This window comes from Xanthobacter sp. SG618 (genome assembly GCF_012932745.1).
GTDB classification, from domain to species: domain Bacteria; phylum Pseudomonadota; class Alphaproteobacteria; order Rhizobiales; family Xanthobacteraceae; genus Xanthobacter; species Xanthobacter flavus.
The window spans coordinates 46844-63973 of sequence record NZ_JABBHL010000009.1 but is presented as its reverse complement, the minus strand read 5'-3'; the positions used below and the strand labels follow the sequence as shown (position 1 = coordinate 63973).

Annotated in this window: 12 protein-coding genes; 11 read left to right on the top strand and 1 reads right to left on the bottom strand. The window is 68.7% G+C overall.

What is annotated here, in order from left to right; translation table 11 throughout:
• Window positions 1-219: 219 nt before the first annotated feature.
• Window positions 220-2049, bottom strand: coding sequence for a translational GTPase TypA (typA, locus tag FHT36_RS21045; protein WP_169124427.1), 1830 nt, complete (start codon window positions 2047-2049; stop codon window positions 220-222).
• Window positions 2050-2303: 254 nt separating this feature from the next.
• Between typA and FHT36_RS21040 the strand changes: the two genes are divergently transcribed.
• The 11 genes from FHT36_RS21040 (at window position 2304) to FHT36_RS20990 (ending at window position 17116) form a co-directional block, all read left to right on the top strand.
• On the top strand, window positions 2304-2741 hold the full coding sequence (locus FHT36_RS21040) for a potassium channel family protein (protein WP_169124426.1): 438 nt from the start codon (window positions 2304-2306) through the stop codon (window positions 2739-2741).
• A gap of 89 nt (window positions 2742-2830) precedes the next feature.
• Window positions 2831-4213 carry a PP2C family protein-serine/threonine phosphatase gene (locus FHT36_RS21035; RefSeq protein WP_169124425.1) on the top strand — a complete coding sequence of 461 codons (1383 nt, stop codon included), beginning with the start codon at window positions 2831-2833 and terminating at the stop codon, window positions 4211-4213.
• Between the two features lie 61 nt (window positions 4214-4274).
• Window positions 4275-4595 (top strand): hypothetical protein, encoded by a 321-nt coding sequence (locus FHT36_RS21030; RefSeq protein ID WP_169124424.1) that lies wholly within the window; start codon window positions 4275-4277, stop codon window positions 4593-4595.
• Between the two features lie 203 nt (window positions 4596-4798).
• Entirely contained in the window at window positions 4799-5935 is a 1137-nt protein-coding gene (locus FHT36_RS21025; protein WP_169124423.1) for an FIST N-terminal domain-containing protein, read from the top strand.
• 424 nt (window positions 5936-6359) lie between these two features.
• The gene (locus tag FHT36_RS21020; RefSeq protein ID WP_169124422.1) at window positions 6360-8567 is read left to right on the top strand and encodes an NAD(P)-binding protein; all 2208 of its coding nucleotides are present in this window, start codon (window positions 6360-6362) and stop codon (window positions 8565-8567) included.
• 141 nt (window positions 8568-8708) lie between these two features.
• Window positions 8709-10871, top strand: coding sequence for a heterodisulfide reductase-related iron-sulfur binding cluster (locus tag FHT36_RS21015; RefSeq protein WP_169124421.1), 2163 nt, complete (start codon window positions 8709-8711; stop codon window positions 10869-10871).
• 21 nt (window positions 10872-10892) lie between these two features.
• Window positions 10893-12278 carry a hypothetical protein gene (locus FHT36_RS21010; protein WP_169124420.1) on the top strand — a complete coding sequence of 462 codons (1386 nt, stop codon included), beginning with the start codon at window positions 10893-10895 and terminating at the stop codon, window positions 12276-12278.
• 8 nt (window positions 12279-12286) lie between these two features.
• Entirely contained in the window at window positions 12287-13081 is a 795-nt protein-coding gene (locus FHT36_RS21005) for an electron transfer flavoprotein subunit beta/FixA family protein (RefSeq protein ID WP_169124419.1), read from the top strand.
• Window positions 13081-14052, top strand: a complete 972-nt coding sequence (locus FHT36_RS21000) for an electron transfer flavoprotein subunit alpha/FixB family protein (protein WP_169124418.1) — start codon at window positions 13081-13083, stop codon at window positions 14050-14052. The genes FHT36_RS21005 and FHT36_RS21000 overlap by 1 nt, the downstream gene beginning before the upstream one ends.
• Window positions 14053-14240: 188 nt before the next feature.
• The gene (locus FHT36_RS20995; RefSeq protein WP_348644534.1) at window positions 14241-15956 is read left to right on the top strand and encodes an APC family permease; all 1716 of its coding nucleotides are present in this window, start codon (window positions 14241-14243) and stop codon (window positions 15954-15956) included.
• A 20-nt stretch (window positions 15957-15976) separates the two neighbouring features.
• Window positions 15977-17116, top strand: coding sequence for an aminomethyltransferase family protein (locus FHT36_RS20990; protein WP_169124417.1), 1140 nt, complete (start codon window positions 15977-15979; stop codon window positions 17114-17116).
• Window positions 17117-17130: the final 14 nt, after the last annotated feature.

The following is a 17130-nucleotide window of genomic DNA, read 5'->3' as shown; positions in this document are numbered from 1 at the left end:
AGCCGGAGCGCTGATCCGGGGCCCAGCGCAAGGAGCTCCCGCGCAGCGGGGCAAAACCAGAGGCCGCCGGGATCGGAAGCGCCTTCGGCGGGCCGTTGCGCTGGGCCCCGGCTCGCATTCCGCTGGCGCTGCATGCGTCCGGGGCGCGAGAGATTCCTCAAACAAAAAGGGCAGCGGCCCGAGCCGCTGCCCTCTTCTAAATCCGGTCGCGGATGGCCCTCAGGCCATCTCGCTTTCCTTCTTGCGCTCCTCGCGCTTGCGATCGTTGGGGTCCAGCAGGCGCTTGCGCAGGCGGATGGACTTGGGGGTCACCTCCACCAGCTCGTCGTCCTGGATCCACGCCAGCGCGCGCTCCAGCGTCATGCGGATCGGCGGGGTGAGGCGCACCGCCTCGTCCTTGGAGGTGGTGCGGATGTTGGTGAGCTGCTTGCCCTTCAACACGTTCACTTCCAGGTCGTTGTCCCGGTTGTGCACGCCGATCAGCATGCCCTGGTACACCTTCCAGCCGGGCTCGATCATCATCGGGCCGCGATCTTCGAGGTTCCACAGGGCATAGGCCACCGCCTCGCCCGCCGCATTGGCGATGAGCACGCCGTTGGTGCGGCCGGCGATCTCGCCACGATAGGGCGCATATTCGTGGAACAGCCGGTTCATGATGGCCGTGCCGCGGGTGTCGGTGAGCAGCTCCGACTGGTAGCCAATGAGGCCGCGGGTGGGCGCGTAGAAGACGAGGCGCTGGCGGTTGCCGCCGGAGGGGCGCATCTCGATCATCTCGGCGCGGCGCTCGCTCATCTTCTGGACGACGGTGCCGGAATATTCCTCGTCCACGTCGATCAGCACTTCCTCGATGGGCTCGAGGGTCTGGCCGGTGGCCTCGTCCTTCTGGAACACCACGCGGGGACGCGACACGGCGAGCTCGAAGCCCTCGCGGCGCATGGTCTCGATGAGCACCGCGAGCTGGAGTTCGCCGCGGCCAGAGACGAAGAAGGAATCCTTCTCGGTGGATTCCTCGATCTTCAGCGCCACATTGCCTTCCGCCTCGCGGAACAGGCGGTCGCGGATGACGCGGCTGGTCACCTTGTCACCCTCGGTGCCGGCGAGGGGCGAATCGTTCACGATGAACGACATGGTGACAGTGGGCGGATCGATGGGCTGGGCCGCCATGGCCTCGGTCACTTCGAGCGCGCAGAAGGTGTCGGCCACCGTGCCCTTGGAGAGGCCGGCGATGGCGACGATGTCGCCCTGCACGCCTTCCTCGATGGGCTGGCGCTCGATGCCGCGGAAGGCGAGGATCTTCGAGACGCGGCCCTGCTCCACCAGCGTGCCGTCCTGCGCCAGCACCTTGATGGCCTGGTTCGGCTTGATGGAACCGGAGGTGATGCGGCCGGTGATCATGCGGCCGAGGAAGGGGTTGGCTTCCAGCAGCGTGCCGATCATGCGGAAGGGGCCGTCGTCCACGGTGGGCTCGGGCACGTGCTTCAGCACCAGATCGAACAGGGGCGCCATGCCCTGGTCCATGGGACCTTCCGGGCTGTCGGCCATCCAGCCGCTGCGGCCGGAACCGTAGAGGATGGGGAAGTCGAGCTGGTCGTCGGTGGCGTCGAGCGCCGCGAACAGGTCGAACACCTCGTTGATGACTTCGGTCGGGCGGGCGTCGGAGCGGTCCACCTTGTTGATGGCGACGATGGGCTTGAGGCCGATCTTCAGCGCCTTGCCGACCACGAACTTGGTCTGCGGCATGGGGCCTTCGGCCGCGTCCACGAGCACGATGGCACCATCCACCATGTTCAGGATGCGCTCCACCTCGCCGCCGAAGTCGGCGTGGCCGGGGGTGTCGACGATATTGATGCGCGTGTCCTTCCAGACCACCGAGGTGGCCTTGGCCAGGATGGTGATGCCGCGCTCTTTTTCCAGGTCGTTGGAATCCATCACGCGCTCGGCCACGCGCTGGTTCTCGCGGTAGGACCCCGACTGCTTCAGCAGCTCGTCCACCAGCGTGGTCTTGCCGTGGTCGACGTGGGCGATAATGGCGATGTTACGCAGCTTCATGGGCCGTCCAGCACGAAAACGCGGGTCCGAATGGCTCGGGCCCGCCGGGAAAGGGGTATTTTGCGGTGCAAAATACACACAAACCGATCAAGATCAATGCGCCGCCGCCGCGACCCTGTCACCGCGCCATCTTCGGGCGGTCTGGACACCGGCCGCGCCATGGCCTGTACGAGGGGCGGAACCCTCTTGCCGCGCCGGCCAAGCCGGTCCATCAGGCCTCATGCGCAGGCGCGCGCTTCCGGACGGGGAGAGAGATGGGCACGTGGATGGACGGGGCCTTCATTTCGGGCGTTCTGGTCAGCATCGTCACGATTTCCATCCAGGCCATGGCCACACTCGTCGTGATAAAGGCCGTCCGCTATGCCGCACGCCACCTCAGCGGAAGGCGCAAGGTTGAAGCCCTCGTCATCGTCATGGCCGCCTCGGGCACGCTGCTGACAATTGCCCACCTGGTGGAGGTGATGGTCTGGGCCCTGCTCTACAGCGTCACGGGGGCGACCGAGCCGGACAACGTCTATTATTTCGCCTTCGTGAACTTCACCACCCTCGGCTATGGCGACCTCATCCCGGCCCGCCCGTGGCGCATCCTCGGACCGATGACGGCGGCCAACGGCATGCTGCTGTTCGGCTGGTCCACCGCGGTGCTGTTCGCCGTCCTGTCGCGCTCCATCGCCCATCTGCGCCTGCGATAGGCCACGGCGCGGCCCATCCCGCGTTTGAGGTAAGGTCGTCCCGTCCCGCCTGCGCTATAGTGGTCCATCGCGAGGGGCGCACACGGACCATGGCATCAGGAGCATTGCAGCAGACGGCAGCCGACCCCGGGGCTCCGGACGTTTCGTCACAGCCCGCTTTCGCCGCCGCGCAGGTGATGGCGCGCCATCCCTATTTCGCCGCCTTTCCGCTGGAGGAGCTGGCCGCCCTGATCGCCCGCGGTGAGCGGATGGATGTCGCCGCCGGCACGCGCCTGCTCTGCCGGGGGGATGTGGGCACCTTCGCCCTGCTGGTGTTCGAGGGCACGGCGGTGGTCACCATCGACACACCCTACGAGCACGTCCAGTTGGCGCAATTACAGGCGCCGGCGGTGATCGGCGAGATCGCCGCCTTCACCGGCGTCGCCCGCACCGCCCATGTGGATGCCCTCACCACCATCCGCGCGGTGCGGATTTCGGCGGAGGTATTGGAGGCGGCCGGGCGGGTGCGGCCCGATCTCCTCTCCGCGGTGATGCGCCAGTTCGGGCGCCGTTTCGAGACCTTCAACCAGGTGTTCGGCTTCTACGCCAACGCCCTCAATGCGCTGGAGCGGCGCGAGTTCGACCTCGCCTTGCTCGACGATCTGCGCAATCCGCTGCCGGAGATGGTGGATTTCTCCCACTCCTTCCGCCGTCTCGCCGAGGCCATCATGAGCCGGGCGGCGGAACGGCGGGAGATGGCCAACGCCGCCGCCATCCAGCGCGCCATGCTGCCGCCGCCCCTGCCGCCGGAGGCGCTGGCCAAGCGGGCGGACATCTTCGCCGCCATGCGTCCGGCGAAGGACGTGGGCGGCGATTTCTACGATTACTTCCTCATCGACGACCGCCGGCTGGTGGTGACTTTGGGCGATGTTGCCGGTAAGGGCACCCCCGCCGCTTTGTTCATGAGCGCGACCCAGACCGCGCTGCGCATGGTCCTGCGGAGCGAGCCGGACCTTGCCGTCGCTGTGGCGCGGGTGAACGAGCTGCTGTGCGCCACCAACGGCGAGGACATGTTCGTCACCCTGTTCTGCGGCGTCCTCGACCTCGACACGGGCGCCCTCACCTACTGCAATTGCGGACATACGGACTGCATGATCCTGCGCGCCGACGGACGGCTGGAGCGCCCCGTGGCGACCGGGCCGGCCCTCGCCATGATGGAAGGCGCGCGCACCCGCGCCGAGACCGTGGCATTCGCACCCGGGGATCGCCTGTTCCTGTTCTCGGACGGCCTGACGGATGCTTTCAATCCCGCGGAAGAAGCGTTCGGTGAGGCGCGGCTCGAAGCCGCCGCCCTTGCCGCCCTCGCGGCAGCGCCAGATCTCCCGGCCGCCGCCTTCATCAGCGGCCTGCTCGACACCGCGACCCGCTGGGCCGACACGGCACCCCAGTTCGACGACATGACAGCGCTGGCGGTCACCCTCGGCCGCCGTTGATCACGGAACTTCCGCACCGCCCACGTGTTGCCCGAAGGGGGCGAGCGTGCGGAGGACGGCCATGGCCGACGAGGACAACACCCACCCGACGGCTCCAGACAGCCTGACGGCCCGAACGCCGCTGGAACTGGACATCGCCGCCGCCGCCCACCGCAAACTTCTGGTGCTGGCGCTGCAGCTGATGGCGCGGGACGACGTCCTGCGCGCGGCACTGGTGGAGGCCGTCAGCCAGAAGCTGACCTTCCACGATTCCCATGAGGACGCGGGGCTGGAGGCAGACGCCGCCTTCGCCTTCGAGCGGCGGGTGGACGAGGAGTTCCGCCGCGTCCTCTTTGACGTCCAGGCGGTGCTCGGCGACGAGATGCGCTCGCCGGTGGCCTGAGCGGGGCCGGCACGGCACGCCGATTGCTTCGTCGGCCCCATGACCTTGCTGCCCCGCAAAGTGTCGCGACATCCAGGCCGGATGCGTCCGGTTTCTGGCCCAAGCGCCGTCCGCAAGACGCCGCTCGCGCTTTTGCGCCCTATGGTGGCGGGGCTCTCCCCGATCCTTGTCCGTATCCGGACGCAGTGCGCGGAAACCCGCCCATGAGCCAGTTCTCCTTCGCCCATGCGGGCAATACCGACTGGCAGGCCGCCCTCGGCGCCTGCTGGAGCCAGCTGCGCACCCAATTGGAGGACAAGCCGCCGCCGACGCTCGGCTGGTGCTACCTCTCCGACCGCTATACCGGCGCCGCCGGCAACATCATGGAGGCCCTGAAAGCGGGCCTGCCGGAGGTATGCTGGGTCGGCACCATCGGGGTAGGGGTCGCGGCGGACGACGTGGAATATTTCGACGAGCCAGGCATCGCGCTCATGCTGGCCGACATTCCGCCGGAAGGCTTCCGCGTCTTCTCCGACCTCGCGCCTCTGGGCACGGACGGCTTCGAGCCCTTCACCGCCCTTGTCCATGCCGACGGCGGCACGCCGGACCTGCCCGAGCGGATCAAGGCCCTGGCCGGCCAGACCCTCACGGGCTACCTGTTCGGCGGGCTCTCCTCAGCCCGCAACCAGCCCTTGCTGTTCGCCGATGACGTGATGCTCGGCGGGGTGTCGGGCGTCGCCTTCGGGCCGCAGGTGCCGGTGCTCTCCCGCGTCACCCAGGGCTGCCAGCCCATCGGCCCCAAGCGCGCCATCGGCCGCGCCGAAGGCAATTACCTCGTCACCCTCGATGGCGAACGGGCCCTCGACTGCGCGATGGAGGACCTCGGCCTGCCCGCCGACATTCCCGACGACCAGTTGCGGCACGAACTCGGCCAGACGCTGGCCGGGCTCATTGCGCCGGGCGAGGATTCCAGCGCGGCGCCGGGCCGCTTCGGCACCGACACGCAGGTGCGCCACCTTCTGGGTGTCGGGCGCAAGGCCGGTGTTCTGGTGGTGGCGGAGCAGCTGGAGGCCGGCACCAAGCTCGCCTTCTGCAAGCGCAACGCGGAGGCCGCGCGCCACGATCTCCTGCGCATCGTCGCCGAGGTGAAGGCGCAGGCCGATGCCGCCGGCGGCGCCCGCGGCGCGCTCTATGTGAGTTGCTCCGGCCGCGGCGGCCCGCATTTCGGCTCCCCCAGCGCGGAGTTCAGGATGGTGCGCGAGGCCCTCGGCCCGGTACCTCTCGTCGGCTTCTTCGCCGGCGGCGAGATCGCCCGCCACCATCTCTATGGCTATACCGGCGTGCTCACGGTGTTCACCTGATGCTCCCGCTCAGGTGAGAGCTCCCAAAGCAAGAGACTGAAGTATTGCCGCGCCGCACGCATCGGCGCAGGCGGCTCTCGGCTTGGCCTGAACCCTCGGCCACGCGACGGGCCGAGGCTCCGCGCCCATCTGCCCACCCGCCAGAATTCCTTTGCGTCAGGCCTGAGGCCGGACAGCAGGCGCGATCGCTCTTGCAGTGCCGCATGTCACGATAGTGCCATTTGGCACTATTGCCGGAGACATGGCCCGGCGCGTTAGAGTTATCCCAATAAGAAAACGACCGGGAACAGACAGCAAGCTCTTCATCGAGAAGCGACAGTCTTGATGTGCGCACCCGTGCGCGCAGAGCCTTCTGCTTGTCCTTCTCGGCGAAGAGATCCGGTCGTCACACGCCTGCCTTCCGGATTATTTACGGGGAGTTGAGATGACGCACGAAACGCTGGGTGTCAGCAAATACGATATTCTTTTCGAGCCCATCAAGATCGGGCCGAAAACACTTCGGAACCGCTTCTACCAGGTGCCGCACTGCATCGGCGCCGGTTCCGACAAGCCCGGCTTCCAGGCCGCGCACCGCTCCATCAAGGCCGAAGGCGGCTGGGCGGCCCTCAACACCGAATACTGCTCCATCCACCCGGAATCGGACGACACGCACCGCGTCTCCGCCCGCATCTGGGACGAGGGCGACGTGCGCAACCTCGCCGCGATGACCTCTGAAATCCATAAATACGGCGCGCTCGCGGGAGTCGAGCTGTGGTACGGCGGCGCCCATGCCCCGTGCATGGAGACCCGCCAGACCGCGCGCGGCCCGAGCCAGTACGCCTCCGAGTTTGAATCCCTCACTTATTGCCACGAGATGGACCACGACGACATCCGTCGCGTGCAGGGCTTCTACGTGGAGGCGGCGCGCCGCGCCCGCGATGCCGGCTTCGACATCATCTATTGCTACGGCGCGCACTCTTATTTGCCGCTGCAGTTCCTCTCCAAGTATTACAACAAGCGCACCGACAAGTACGGCGGCAGCTTCGAGAACCGCGCCCGCTTCTGGATCGAGACCCTGGAGCAGATGAAGGCGGCCGTGGGCTCCGAATGCGCCATCGCCACCCGCTTCGCCGTCGACACGCTGATCGGCGAGGACGGCATCGAGGTGGAGCGCGACGGCCTCAAGTTCGTCGAACTGGCCGACGATCTCGTGGACCTGTGGGACGTGAACGTGGGCGACATCGCCGAGTGGGGTGAGGATGCCGGCCCCTCCCGCTTCTATCGTCAGGGCCACCAGCTTTCTTGGCAGAAGTTCGTGAAGCAGGCCTCAAAGAAGGTCGTGCTGGGCGTCGGCCGCTTCACCGATCCGGAGAAGATGGTCGAGGTGATCCGCAACGGCGAGCTCGACGTGATCGGCGCCGCGCGGCCCTCCATCGCCGACCCCTTCCTGCCGGAGAAGATCCGCGACGGGCGTCTCGACGACATCCGCACCTGCATCGGCTGCAACGTCTGCATCTCCCGCTGGGAGATCGGCGGCCCGCCCATGATCTGCACCCAGAACGCCACCGCCGGCGAGGAATTCCGCCGCGGCTGGCATCCCGAGCGCTTCCCCAAGAAGGGCTCGGACGATGCCATCCTGGTGGTGGGCGCCGGCCCCTCCGGCTCCGAGTGCGCCCGCGTGCTCATGGAGCGCGGCTATGTGGTCCATCTCGTGGACAGCGCCGATAAGGTCGGCGGCTATGTGAACGAGGTGGCCACCCTGCCGGGCCTCGGCGAGTGGAGCTATCACCGCGACTATCGCGAAGTGCAGCTGAACAAGCTGGTGAAGCGCAACCGCGACAGCCAGATCGCCCTCGGCGGCAAGAAGCTCTCGGTGGAGGACGTGCTCTCCTACGGTGCCGACAAGGTGGTGATCGCCACCGGCGCCCACTGGGTCACCGACGGCACCAACTGCCTCACCCACGCCCCCATCCCGGGCCTGGAAGGCACGCCGCGCGCCAATGTGCTGACGCCTGAGGACGTGATCCTCGGCACCAAGCCCATCGGCAAGCGGGTGATGATCCTCAATGCCGACCCCTATTACATGGCGCCGAGCCTCGCGCAGAAGCTGGCGGAGGCGGGGCATCAGGTGACGGTGGCGTCGGGCGTCGAGCTCGGCCGCTACATGCACTTCACCCTTGAAGCGCCGAACATGCACCGCATGCTGCACGAGCTGCACATCAACGTGCTCTCCAGCACCTGGGCGAGCCGCGTGGAAGACGGCCGGATCGAGCTCTACAACCTCTGGGGCGACGGGCATAAGCGCGTCTATACCGGCCCCGGCAAGATGCCGCGCAGCGCCAACACCACCCACGCCTGGCACGAGTACGACACCCTCGTGCTGGTCACCGCCCGCCGCTCCGAGGATGCCCTGTTCCGGGCGCTGAAGGCGCGCTCCGGCGAGTGGGATGCCCGCGGCATCAAGGGCGTGTACGTGATCGGCGACGCCTGGGCGCCCAAGCTCATCGCCGACGCCACCTTCGACGGGCAGCGCCTTGCCCGCGAGATTGAAGAGGCGAACCCGCAGGAGCCCAAGCCCTACCGGCGCGAGTCCGCCGTCTATGGCGCGCCCTACCAGCCGGGCGGCTCCTACGAGATCCGCTACCAGGGCTAGTTCCCCTCGTCCTGGTCAGAGCGGGCGGGGCGCGGCAGATCACGCGCCCCGCATGCCCGCCGTCGTCGGGGTCCAATCCCTCGGCCGGCACGGGCATTCGCACGAGCACAGCCAAGAAAAAGATCACAGGGCGAGCAGCACATGATTCCGAGCGGCATCGATCCATCCAAGGTCACGCGCATCCTGTTCCAGGATTTTTCGCCCTGGATGCTCGCGATCTTCTATGTCTATGCCATCGGCTGCATGGCGGCGTTCGCCTGGGGCGTCTACGCCCAAATTCACAAGTATCGCGCCGGACGCCGGGGCGCGCGCCTCGCCTGGGGCGACATCGGCCGCAGGCTTCTCGATACGGCGAAGACCATCGCCTCCCATCGCACGCTGCGCCGGCGCGACACCGCGGCCGGGCGGCTCCATGCCTTCATCTTCTACGGCTTCGCGCTGCTGTTCATCGGCACCGCCACCATCACCCTGCAGGAAGACATTCTCGGCCCGCTCATCGGCCTCGAATTCTGGCACGGCCACTTCTACCTGCTGTTCAAGCTCACGATGACCCTGGCCGGCACCGGCTTCATCTGCGGCCTCCTCTACATGATGTGGCGGCGCGGCTGGCTGAAGCCGCCGAAGCTCGATTATGCGCGGCCCGACCGCACGCCGCAGGATGCGGACTTCTCCCGCGAGCGCTACCGCATCGAGGACTGGGCCTTCCTGTGGACCCTGCTGCTCATCGGCATCACCGGCTTCCTGCTCTCCGGCGCCCGCATGGTGTGGCTCCAGAATGATCCGGCGGTGTGGGACACGCGCTGGTGGGCCCCGGTGGGCGCGTCCATCGCCGCCGGCCTGAAGGCGGTGGGCTTCACCAGTGCCGGCGCGGGGGCGCTGCGCATGGGGCTGTGGTGGCTGCACGGCGTGCTGGCGCTCACCTTCATCGCCCTCATTCCCTACACCAAGGCGAAGCACATCTTCACCGCCGCCGCCTCCTGGCTGCTGCGCAATCCCGATGCGATCCGCCACCTGCCGCTCGGCGATCTCGACGCCGCGCGCATCGGCTATCGCGAGCTGGGCGACGTCGCGAGCCGCTATCTCGTCCAGGCGGACGCCTGCACCAAATGCGGCCGGTGTCATGAAGCCTGCCCGGCGCGGGCCGCCGGCTATCCGCTCTCCCCGCGCGACGTGGTGCTGACACTGCGCGAGCAGGCCAACACCCATTTGGGCGAGGTGCTGCCCAAGCCACGCGCCGCCGGCTGCGCCACGCCCCTCATCGGCCTCGCCACCGGCGAATACCGGCCGGAGACCCTGTGGTCCTGCCGCCAGTGCGGCGCCTGCACGGAGATCTGTCCGGTGGGGGTGGAGCACGTGCCGCTCATCAACATGCTCCGCCGCACGCTGGTGGACGAAGGCGAGATGGACCCGGCGCTCCAGCGCACCCTCGGGGCGGTGAACAAGACCGGCAACTGCTTCAACGAGAGCCGCCGCAAGCGCCCCAACTGGACCAAGGACCTGCCCTTCAAGATCAAGGACGCGCGCAAGGAGCCGGTGGATGTGCTCTGGTTCGTAGGCGACTATGCGAGCTTCGACCCGCGCAACCAGAAGGTCAGCCGTGCCTTCGCCCGCATCCTCCATTCCGCGGGCATCGACTTCGGCATCCTCTACGAGGGCGAGACCACGGCCGGCAACGACGTGCGCCGCGTGGGCGAAGAGGGCCTGTTCCAGCAGCTCGCGGAAGGCAACATCTCGACGCTCGGCGATTGCAGCTTCAACCGCATCGTCACCACCGATCCGCACTCCTTCAACACGCTGAAGAACGAGTATCCCGACCTCGGCGGCACCTATGACGTGAGCCACGCCAGCGCCTTCCTGAAGGAGCTGATGGCGGACGGGCGCATCACTCCCGCCCGCAAGCTGGACTTCACCGTCACCTATCACGACCCCTGCCACCTCGGCCGCCTCAACAAGGGCTATGACGCCCCGCGCGAGCTGCTCGCGGCCACCGGCGTGAAGCTGGTAGAGATGGGCAAGAGCCGGGACAATTCCTTCTGCTGCGGCGGTGGCGGCGGCCGGGTGTGGGTGCCCGATCCGCCCGGCACCACCAAGGTGGGCGAGATCCGCGCGCGGGAAGCCGCCGAGATCCATGGCCTCGACGCCCTGGTGGTCAACTGCCCGAAGTGCATGACCATGCTCGAGGACGCGGTGAAGACCACCGGCAACGAGCGCAACTTCCGGGTGCTGGAGCTGACCGAGCTGCTCGCCGAGGCGCTGGAGCCCGAGGAGCCCGCCGTCCTCCCCGCTCCCGCCGAGGTTGTCTGAGCGATGCGGGCACCGGCGAACATGGCCGCGCTGACGGGTGCGCTGATCGCCCGGGGCGACGCCTATCTCGCACTCCCCGCCTATGGGGCGGAGGGCGCGGAGTGGGCGCAGGCGGCGCTGGCGCGGCTGCTGCTCTCGAACGCCCGGCTGAAGCTGGTGTTTGCCGCGCTGCCCTTCGCGCCGCCGGCCTTCCTCGCCCTCCTCGCCGGGGAGGACCGGCCTGCCATCCTCCAGCGCATCGTGCGCAACCCGGCCACCTCAGGCGCGACGCTGCTGCGCCTCGCGCGGCAGATGGACGACGCGGCGACCCGCGCGGCGCTGGCCGCCCACGCCCACACGCCCTCGGTCGCGCTCATCGGCCTCGCCATGAATGCGGACACCGCCGTGCGCGCCGCGCTGCTGCGCAATGCCGGAACGCCGGCCCTCGCCCTCCATGCCCTGCTGGACCACGCAGACGCCGCCGAGCGCGCCGCCCTTGCCCGCAATCCGCAGGCGGACGCGGACCTGCTGCGCACTTTGCTCGCGGGCGGCGATGCCGTGGTGCGGGCCGAGGCGGTGGCTCACCCCCATTGCCCGCTCACGGAGGTCGCCGATGCGTGCGTCGATGCCGATGCCGCCATCCGCCGCCGGGCGGCCTCCAATCCCGTGCTGCCGCCGAGCCTGCGTCAGGCGCTGATGGGCGACAGCGATCCGGCCGTCCGCGCGGAGGCCCTGCGCCTTCATGCGGAGGGCCAGGACGTGGCCTTGACCGATGACGGCGACGTGCGGGTCCGCCGCGCCCAGGCCCGCCATGTGGCCCTGCCGGAGGATCTGGCGGAGGCGCTTTCCCGCGACGGCGACGTGTGGGTGCGCGTCTGGCTCGCCCGCAATCCGGCGCTACCCGCCGGCCTCATCCAACGGCTGGGCGGCGATGCGGAGGCGCGGGTGCGCCATGCCGCCGGCCGCAATCCGGCCTGCCCGGCCGACGTGCTCGCAACCCTCGCCCGCGATGGCGACGAATGGGTGCGCGCCGCCGTGGCCTGCCGCCCCGACCTTCCGGCCGAGGCCTTGCGCGCCCTGGAACGGGAAGACGGGGAGGATGTGGCCTCCGCCGTCGCCCGCAATCCGCAGACGCGGGAAGCCGCGCTCCGCCGCCTCGCCCGGCATGGGCAGGCGGACGTGCGCCGCGCGGTGGCGCTCAATCCGGATCCGCCCGCAGCCGCCCTGCGCCTGCTGCTGGACGATCCCTATCCCCTCAATCGCGCCTTCGCCGTGCGCCATCCGAACCTGCCGGTCGCGGATGCCTGGGGCTGCGCCGACGACGGCGCGCCGCAGGTGCGCTTCGCGGTGGGCAAGCGCGCCGTCACCCACGCAGCGGCCGCCGGGCGCGCCGCACGCAGGCACCTCGAAACCTTCCCACAGCCGTGAGGACACCCATGAAGATACTCGTGCCGGTGAAACGCGTCGCCTCGCTCGATGACGAATTCGAGTTGCGCGACGATGGCCGCGACGTCGACCCGGATTTCTGCGAGTTCGACTTCAACGAATTCGACGAATACGCGCTGGAAGCGGCGGTCCAGATCAAGGAAGCCGCGCCCGAAGGCTCCGTCGAGGTGGTGGTGCTGACCATCGGCCCCGACGATGCCGACGACGTGCTGCGCAAGGCCCTCGCAAAGGGCGCCGACCGCGCCATCCGCGTGGATGATGCGGGGCTCGAAGAGGCGGACCGCGTGGCCATCGCCCGCGTCATCGCCAAGGTGGCGGAGAACGAGGAGCCCGGCCTCGTGCTGTGCGGCGCGCAATCCGCCGACCAGGGCAACGCCCAGACCGGCATGTCGGTCGCGGCGCTGCTCGGCTGGGCGCGCACGGCGGTGGTCTCGAAGCTCGACTTCACCCCCGGCGCCGCCACCGCGCAGGTGGAGCGCGAACTGGAAGGCGGCCTGGTGGAGCGCCTCGAGGTGGAGACGCCCGCGGTGCTCACCATCCAGCTCGGCATCAACACGCCGCGCTACGCCTCCCTGCGCTCCATCAAGCAGGCCAATGCCAAGCCCATCGAGTGCCTGACGCCCCACGATGTCGGCCTTTCCGACGCCGAGATCGGCGCCGCCGGCGCGCTCAGCCGGGTGCGGCGCGTGTTCGTCCCCGAGCGGGGCCGGGGCGAAATCATCGCGGGCACGCCGTCCCAGCAGGCGGCCCGTCTCCTTGAGATCATTTCGGAGGTGAACGGCTGATGTCCGGAATTCTCATCCTGGCCGAGCACCGGCGCGGCACCCTGCGCGATGCCACGCTGGAGGCCATCGGCGCCGCCGGCACGCTCAAGGCCGCCCTCGGCGGTCCCGTCACCGTCCTCGTCATCGCGGCCGATCCCGCCCCGCTCGCCAAGGCGGTCAGCGTCGGTGCGGTGGACGAGGTCATCACCGTCGCCCGTCCCGACGCGGCGACCTACGAGCCGCACGTCTACGAAGCCGTCCTGCGCAGCGTGATCGCCCAGCGCTCGCCGGCGCTGGTGCTGATGCCCCACGGCGTGGACAGCTTCTCCCTCGCGCCCGCCGTCGCCATCGGCGAGGGCCTGGGCTTCGCCACCGACGTGTTCGGTGTCGCGGTCGAGGACGGCCAGGTGGTGGCGACGCGCGCCGGCTACAACGAGAAGGTCTTCGTGGAGATCGACTTTCCCGGCCGCATCGGCGTGCTCCTCACCCTGCGCGGCGGCTCCTTCGCGCCGGAGACGGCTCCCGCCAGCCCGGCCGTGTCCGCCATCGACGCGGGCGATGGCAAGGCCCGCAGCAAGCACCTCGACTGGCGCGATCCGCCGGCCACCGGCGGCATCGACATTCCCGGCTCGCCCTTCATCCTCTCCATCGGCCGCGGGGTCGGGGACGAGACGAACGTGGCGCAGTTCCTGGAGCTGGCGGACGGCCTCGGCGCGACGCTCGGCTGCTCGCGGCCCATCGCCGACAACGGCTGGCTGCCCAAGGCGCGGCAGGTGGGCCAGTCCGGCCAGCTGGCGGCCAAGTGCAACCTCTACATCGCCATGGGCATCTCCGGCTCCGTGCAGCACCAGTGGGGCATGAAGCACGTGGAGAACATCGTGGCGATCAACAAGGACCCCGAGGCCTCCATCTTCACCATCGCCCGCTACGGCATCGTCGGCGACATGCTGGAGATCGCCGAAGAACTGCGGAAGCAGAAGGGCATCCAGTAGAGCACAGCTGAACATCCGGGCCGGGACCGAGCGCCAAATCGGTCCCGGCCACAGGTCCTGTCGATCGCGTCCAGAGGCAAGAAGAGCGACCTCCGAATTCATCGGAAGCGCCGCAAGGGTGACGACAAACACCATCCGGGCCGGGCACGCGCGCCGTCGCCCCGAAGCACCGGGCAAGGGAGGACACCGTGACGACGATAACCAACATTCACGCGACAACGGAGGGTGACGGGAAGCTGCACCGCTCCATCAGCTGGACCGGGGCCTTCTGGGTGGCGAGCGGCGTGCCCGCGCTGGTGCTGTTCTCCATCGGCGGCATCGCCGGCACCACCGGCACGCTCTCGTTTCTGATCTGGGCCATCTCCATCGGCATGGGCTTCATCCAGTCCTTCATCTATGCGGAGATCGCCGGCCTGTTCCCGAACAAGTCGGGCGGCGCCTCCATCTATGGCGCGGCCGCCTGGGTGCGCTACGTGAAGCTGGTGGCGCCGCTCTCGGTGTGGTGCAACTGGTTCGCCTGGAGCCCGGTGCTCTCGCTCGGCTGCACCATCGCCGCCGCCTACATCCTCAATGCCTTCGCCCCCATCCCGGCGGTGAACGGACCCGAGGTGGCGCAGTGGATCGCCGCCCATGCCACCACACTCACCGGCACCGATGCCGAGAAGGCCGCCGCCGCGGTAGCGGCGCTGACGCCGGCGGTGCGCGACTGGACGCTGTTCTCCCACGCCATCGGCCCCGTGTCCTTCTCCCTGAACGCCTCCTTCTTCGTGGGCGCGACGCTGATGCTGGTGGTGTTCGCCATCCAGCACCGGGGCATCATGGGCACCGCCAGCGTGCAGAAGTGGATCGGCCTCTCGGTCATCATTCCCATGGTCATCGTCGGCCTCGTGCCGATCCTCACCGGCAAGGTGGACTGGGGGAATTTCTCGCCGCTGGTGCCGCTGGCCGCCGCCGGCGCAGCCGACCCCGGCAGCTGGAACATTCCGGGCTGGACGCTGGTGCTCGGCGGCCTGTTCATCGCCGCCTGGTCCACCTACGGCTTCGAGACCGCCGTGTGCTACACGAGCGAGTTCCGCAACCCCGAGAAGGACACCTTCAAGGCCATCTTCTACTCCGGCCTGCTGTGCCTGGCGCTGTTCATCCTCGTACCCTTTACCTTCCAGGGCGCGCTGGGACTTTCGGGAATGCTTGACCCGGCCATCGTGGACGGCTCGGGCGTCGCCCAGGCGCTGGCCCACATGGTGGGCGGCGGCAAGATCATCGAGAGCGCCCTCGTGATGCTGATGATCCTCGCCCTCATGCTCTCCATCATGACGGCCATGGCGGGCTCCTCGCGCACCCTCTACCAGGGCGCCGTGGACGGCTGGCTGCCGCGCTTCCTCGACCATGTGAACGAGCACGGCGCGCCCACGCGGGCCATGTGGGCGGACCTGTGGTTCAACCTCGCGCTGCTCGCCGTCGCCTGCGCCGATGCCACCAGCTTCTTCTTCGTGCTGGCGGTGGCCAACGTCGGATACATCATCTTCAACTTCCTGAACCTCAATTCGGGCTGGATCCACCGCATCGATTCCGGACACGTGGCCCGGCCCTACAAGGCCCCCACCTTCCTCCTCGTGCTCGGCACCGTGTTCGCCTTCGCCAATGCGGTCTTCATGGGCGCCGGCGCCAAGGTGTGGAACCCGGTGGCGCTGTGGGCGGGGCTCATCACGGCGGCGCTCATCATCCCGGTCTTCATCTTCCGGCACTATGTGCAGGACGGCGGCAAGTTCCCGCACGAGACCTTCGAGGACCTGCAGGTCGGCGACGGGACGAAGACGCAGAAGCGCGCCGGCATCCTGCCCTGTCTCGCGCTCATCGCCGGCATCGCGGTGGTGATCCTCTCCAACCTCTTCTTCCACCTCTGATCCTGAAGGGACATCGCAGGATGACACAGGCCCTTTCCGCCTTCTCCCGCCTCTCGGCGCTGTCCGACCGCCACCGCGCGCTCGGCACCGCCTTCGAGGCCTCCTGGAACGACATGCCGGTGCCGCAGAACTACGCCAGCGACACCTATGACGAGGTCATCGCGGTGCGCACCGCCGCCGGCCTGTTCGACGTCTCCGCGCTGCGCATCATCGACGTGGCGGGCAAGGAAGCGCTCGCCGTGCTGAACGAGACGTGCACCTCGGACATCTCGAAGATCGCGCCCGGCGCCTCCTCGCTCACCAGCGTGGTGGACGAGAACGGCTCCCTCATCGACGACGTGCTGATCTATTGCGACGGGCCCGACGCCTACCGCATCTCCCACGGCGGCGGCTCGCTGGAGGACATCCTGCCCGGCATCGCGGCGGGCCGCGAGGTGACCTTCACCAAGGACAACGACGTCCACATCCTGTCCCTGCAGGGGCCGAAGGCGCTCGACATCCTCAACCCGAACACCCCGTTCGCGCTGGAGACCCTGCCCTATTTCGGGCACCAGCGGACGACGTTGTTCGGCCGTCCGGTGTCCATCGCCCGCGGCGGCTATTCCGGCGAGCGGGGCTACGAGGTGTTCTGCGCCGCGGCGGATGCCGTCGCGATGTGGGACGCCATCCTCGCCGCCGGAAAGCCGGTCGGGGCCATGGCGGTGTCCTGGTCCTGCCTCGACGTGGTGCGGGTGGAGGGCGGCCTTCTGTTCTTCCCCTATGACATGCCGCAGGGCGACACCACCCCGTGGGAAGTGGGCCTCGGCTGGACGGTCGACCTCTCGAAGCCCGCCTTCCGCGGCCGCGACGCGCTGGTGCGTCGCAAGGGGCAGGAGCGGGTGGCGCAGGTGGGGGTGGAGATCGACCACCACGCCGCCGTGGAGCCCGGCGCCAAGCTGTTCCGGGACGGCAAGGAAGTCGGGCTCGTGAACTCCACCACCTACAGCCGCTACCTCATGCGCTCCCTCGCCCTTGCGCATGTAACGCCGGACCTCGCCGCCTTCGGCACCGAGCTGGAGGTGCGCGGCGCCGACGGCACGTTCGCGGCGCGGGTGGTGAAGACGCCCTTCTACGATCCGCTGCGCCTGCGCACCCATCCGCTTGAAGAACGTACGGCCTGAAACCTTAGCCACCT

What these genes read in the sequence shown, in the direction of transcription:
- typA (WP_169124427.1), bottom strand. Translation starts at nt 2,049, where the DNA reads ATGAAGCTGCGTAACATCGCCATTATCGCCCACGTCGACCACGGCAAG.
- FHT36_RS21040 (WP_169124426.1), top strand. Translation starts at nt 2,304, where the DNA reads ATGGGCACGTGGATGGACGGGGCCTTCATTTCGGGCGTTCTGGTCAGC.
- FHT36_RS21035 (WP_169124425.1), top strand. Translation starts at nt 2,831, where the DNA reads ATGGCATCAGGAGCATTGCAGCAGACGGCAGCCGACCCCGGGGCTCCG.
- FHT36_RS21030 (WP_169124424.1), top strand. Translation starts at nt 4,275, where the DNA reads ATGGCCGACGAGGACAACACCCACCCGACGGCTCCAGACAGCCTGACG.
- FHT36_RS21025 (WP_169124423.1), top strand. Translation starts at nt 4,799, where the DNA reads ATGAGCCAGTTCTCCTTCGCCCATGCGGGCAATACCGACTGGCAGGCC.
- FHT36_RS21020 (WP_169124422.1), top strand. Translation starts at nt 6,360, where the DNA reads ATGACGCACGAAACGCTGGGTGTCAGCAAATACGATATTCTTTTCGAG.
- FHT36_RS21015 (WP_169124421.1), top strand. Translation starts at nt 8,709, where the DNA reads ATGATTCCGAGCGGCATCGATCCATCCAAGGTCACGCGCATCCTGTTC.
- FHT36_RS21010 (WP_169124420.1), top strand. Translation starts at nt 10,893, where the DNA reads ATGGCCGCGCTGACGGGTGCGCTGATCGCCCGGGGCGACGCCTATCTC.
- FHT36_RS21005 (WP_169124419.1), top strand. Translation starts at nt 12,287, where the DNA reads ATGAAGATACTCGTGCCGGTGAAACGCGTCGCCTCGCTCGATGACGAA.
- FHT36_RS21000 (WP_169124418.1), top strand. Translation starts at nt 13,081, where the DNA reads ATGTCCGGAATTCTCATCCTGGCCGAGCACCGGCGCGGCACCCTGCGC.
- FHT36_RS20990 (WP_169124417.1), top strand. Translation starts at nt 15,977, where the DNA reads ATGACACAGGCCCTTTCCGCCTTCTCCCGCCTCTCGGCGCTGTCCGAC.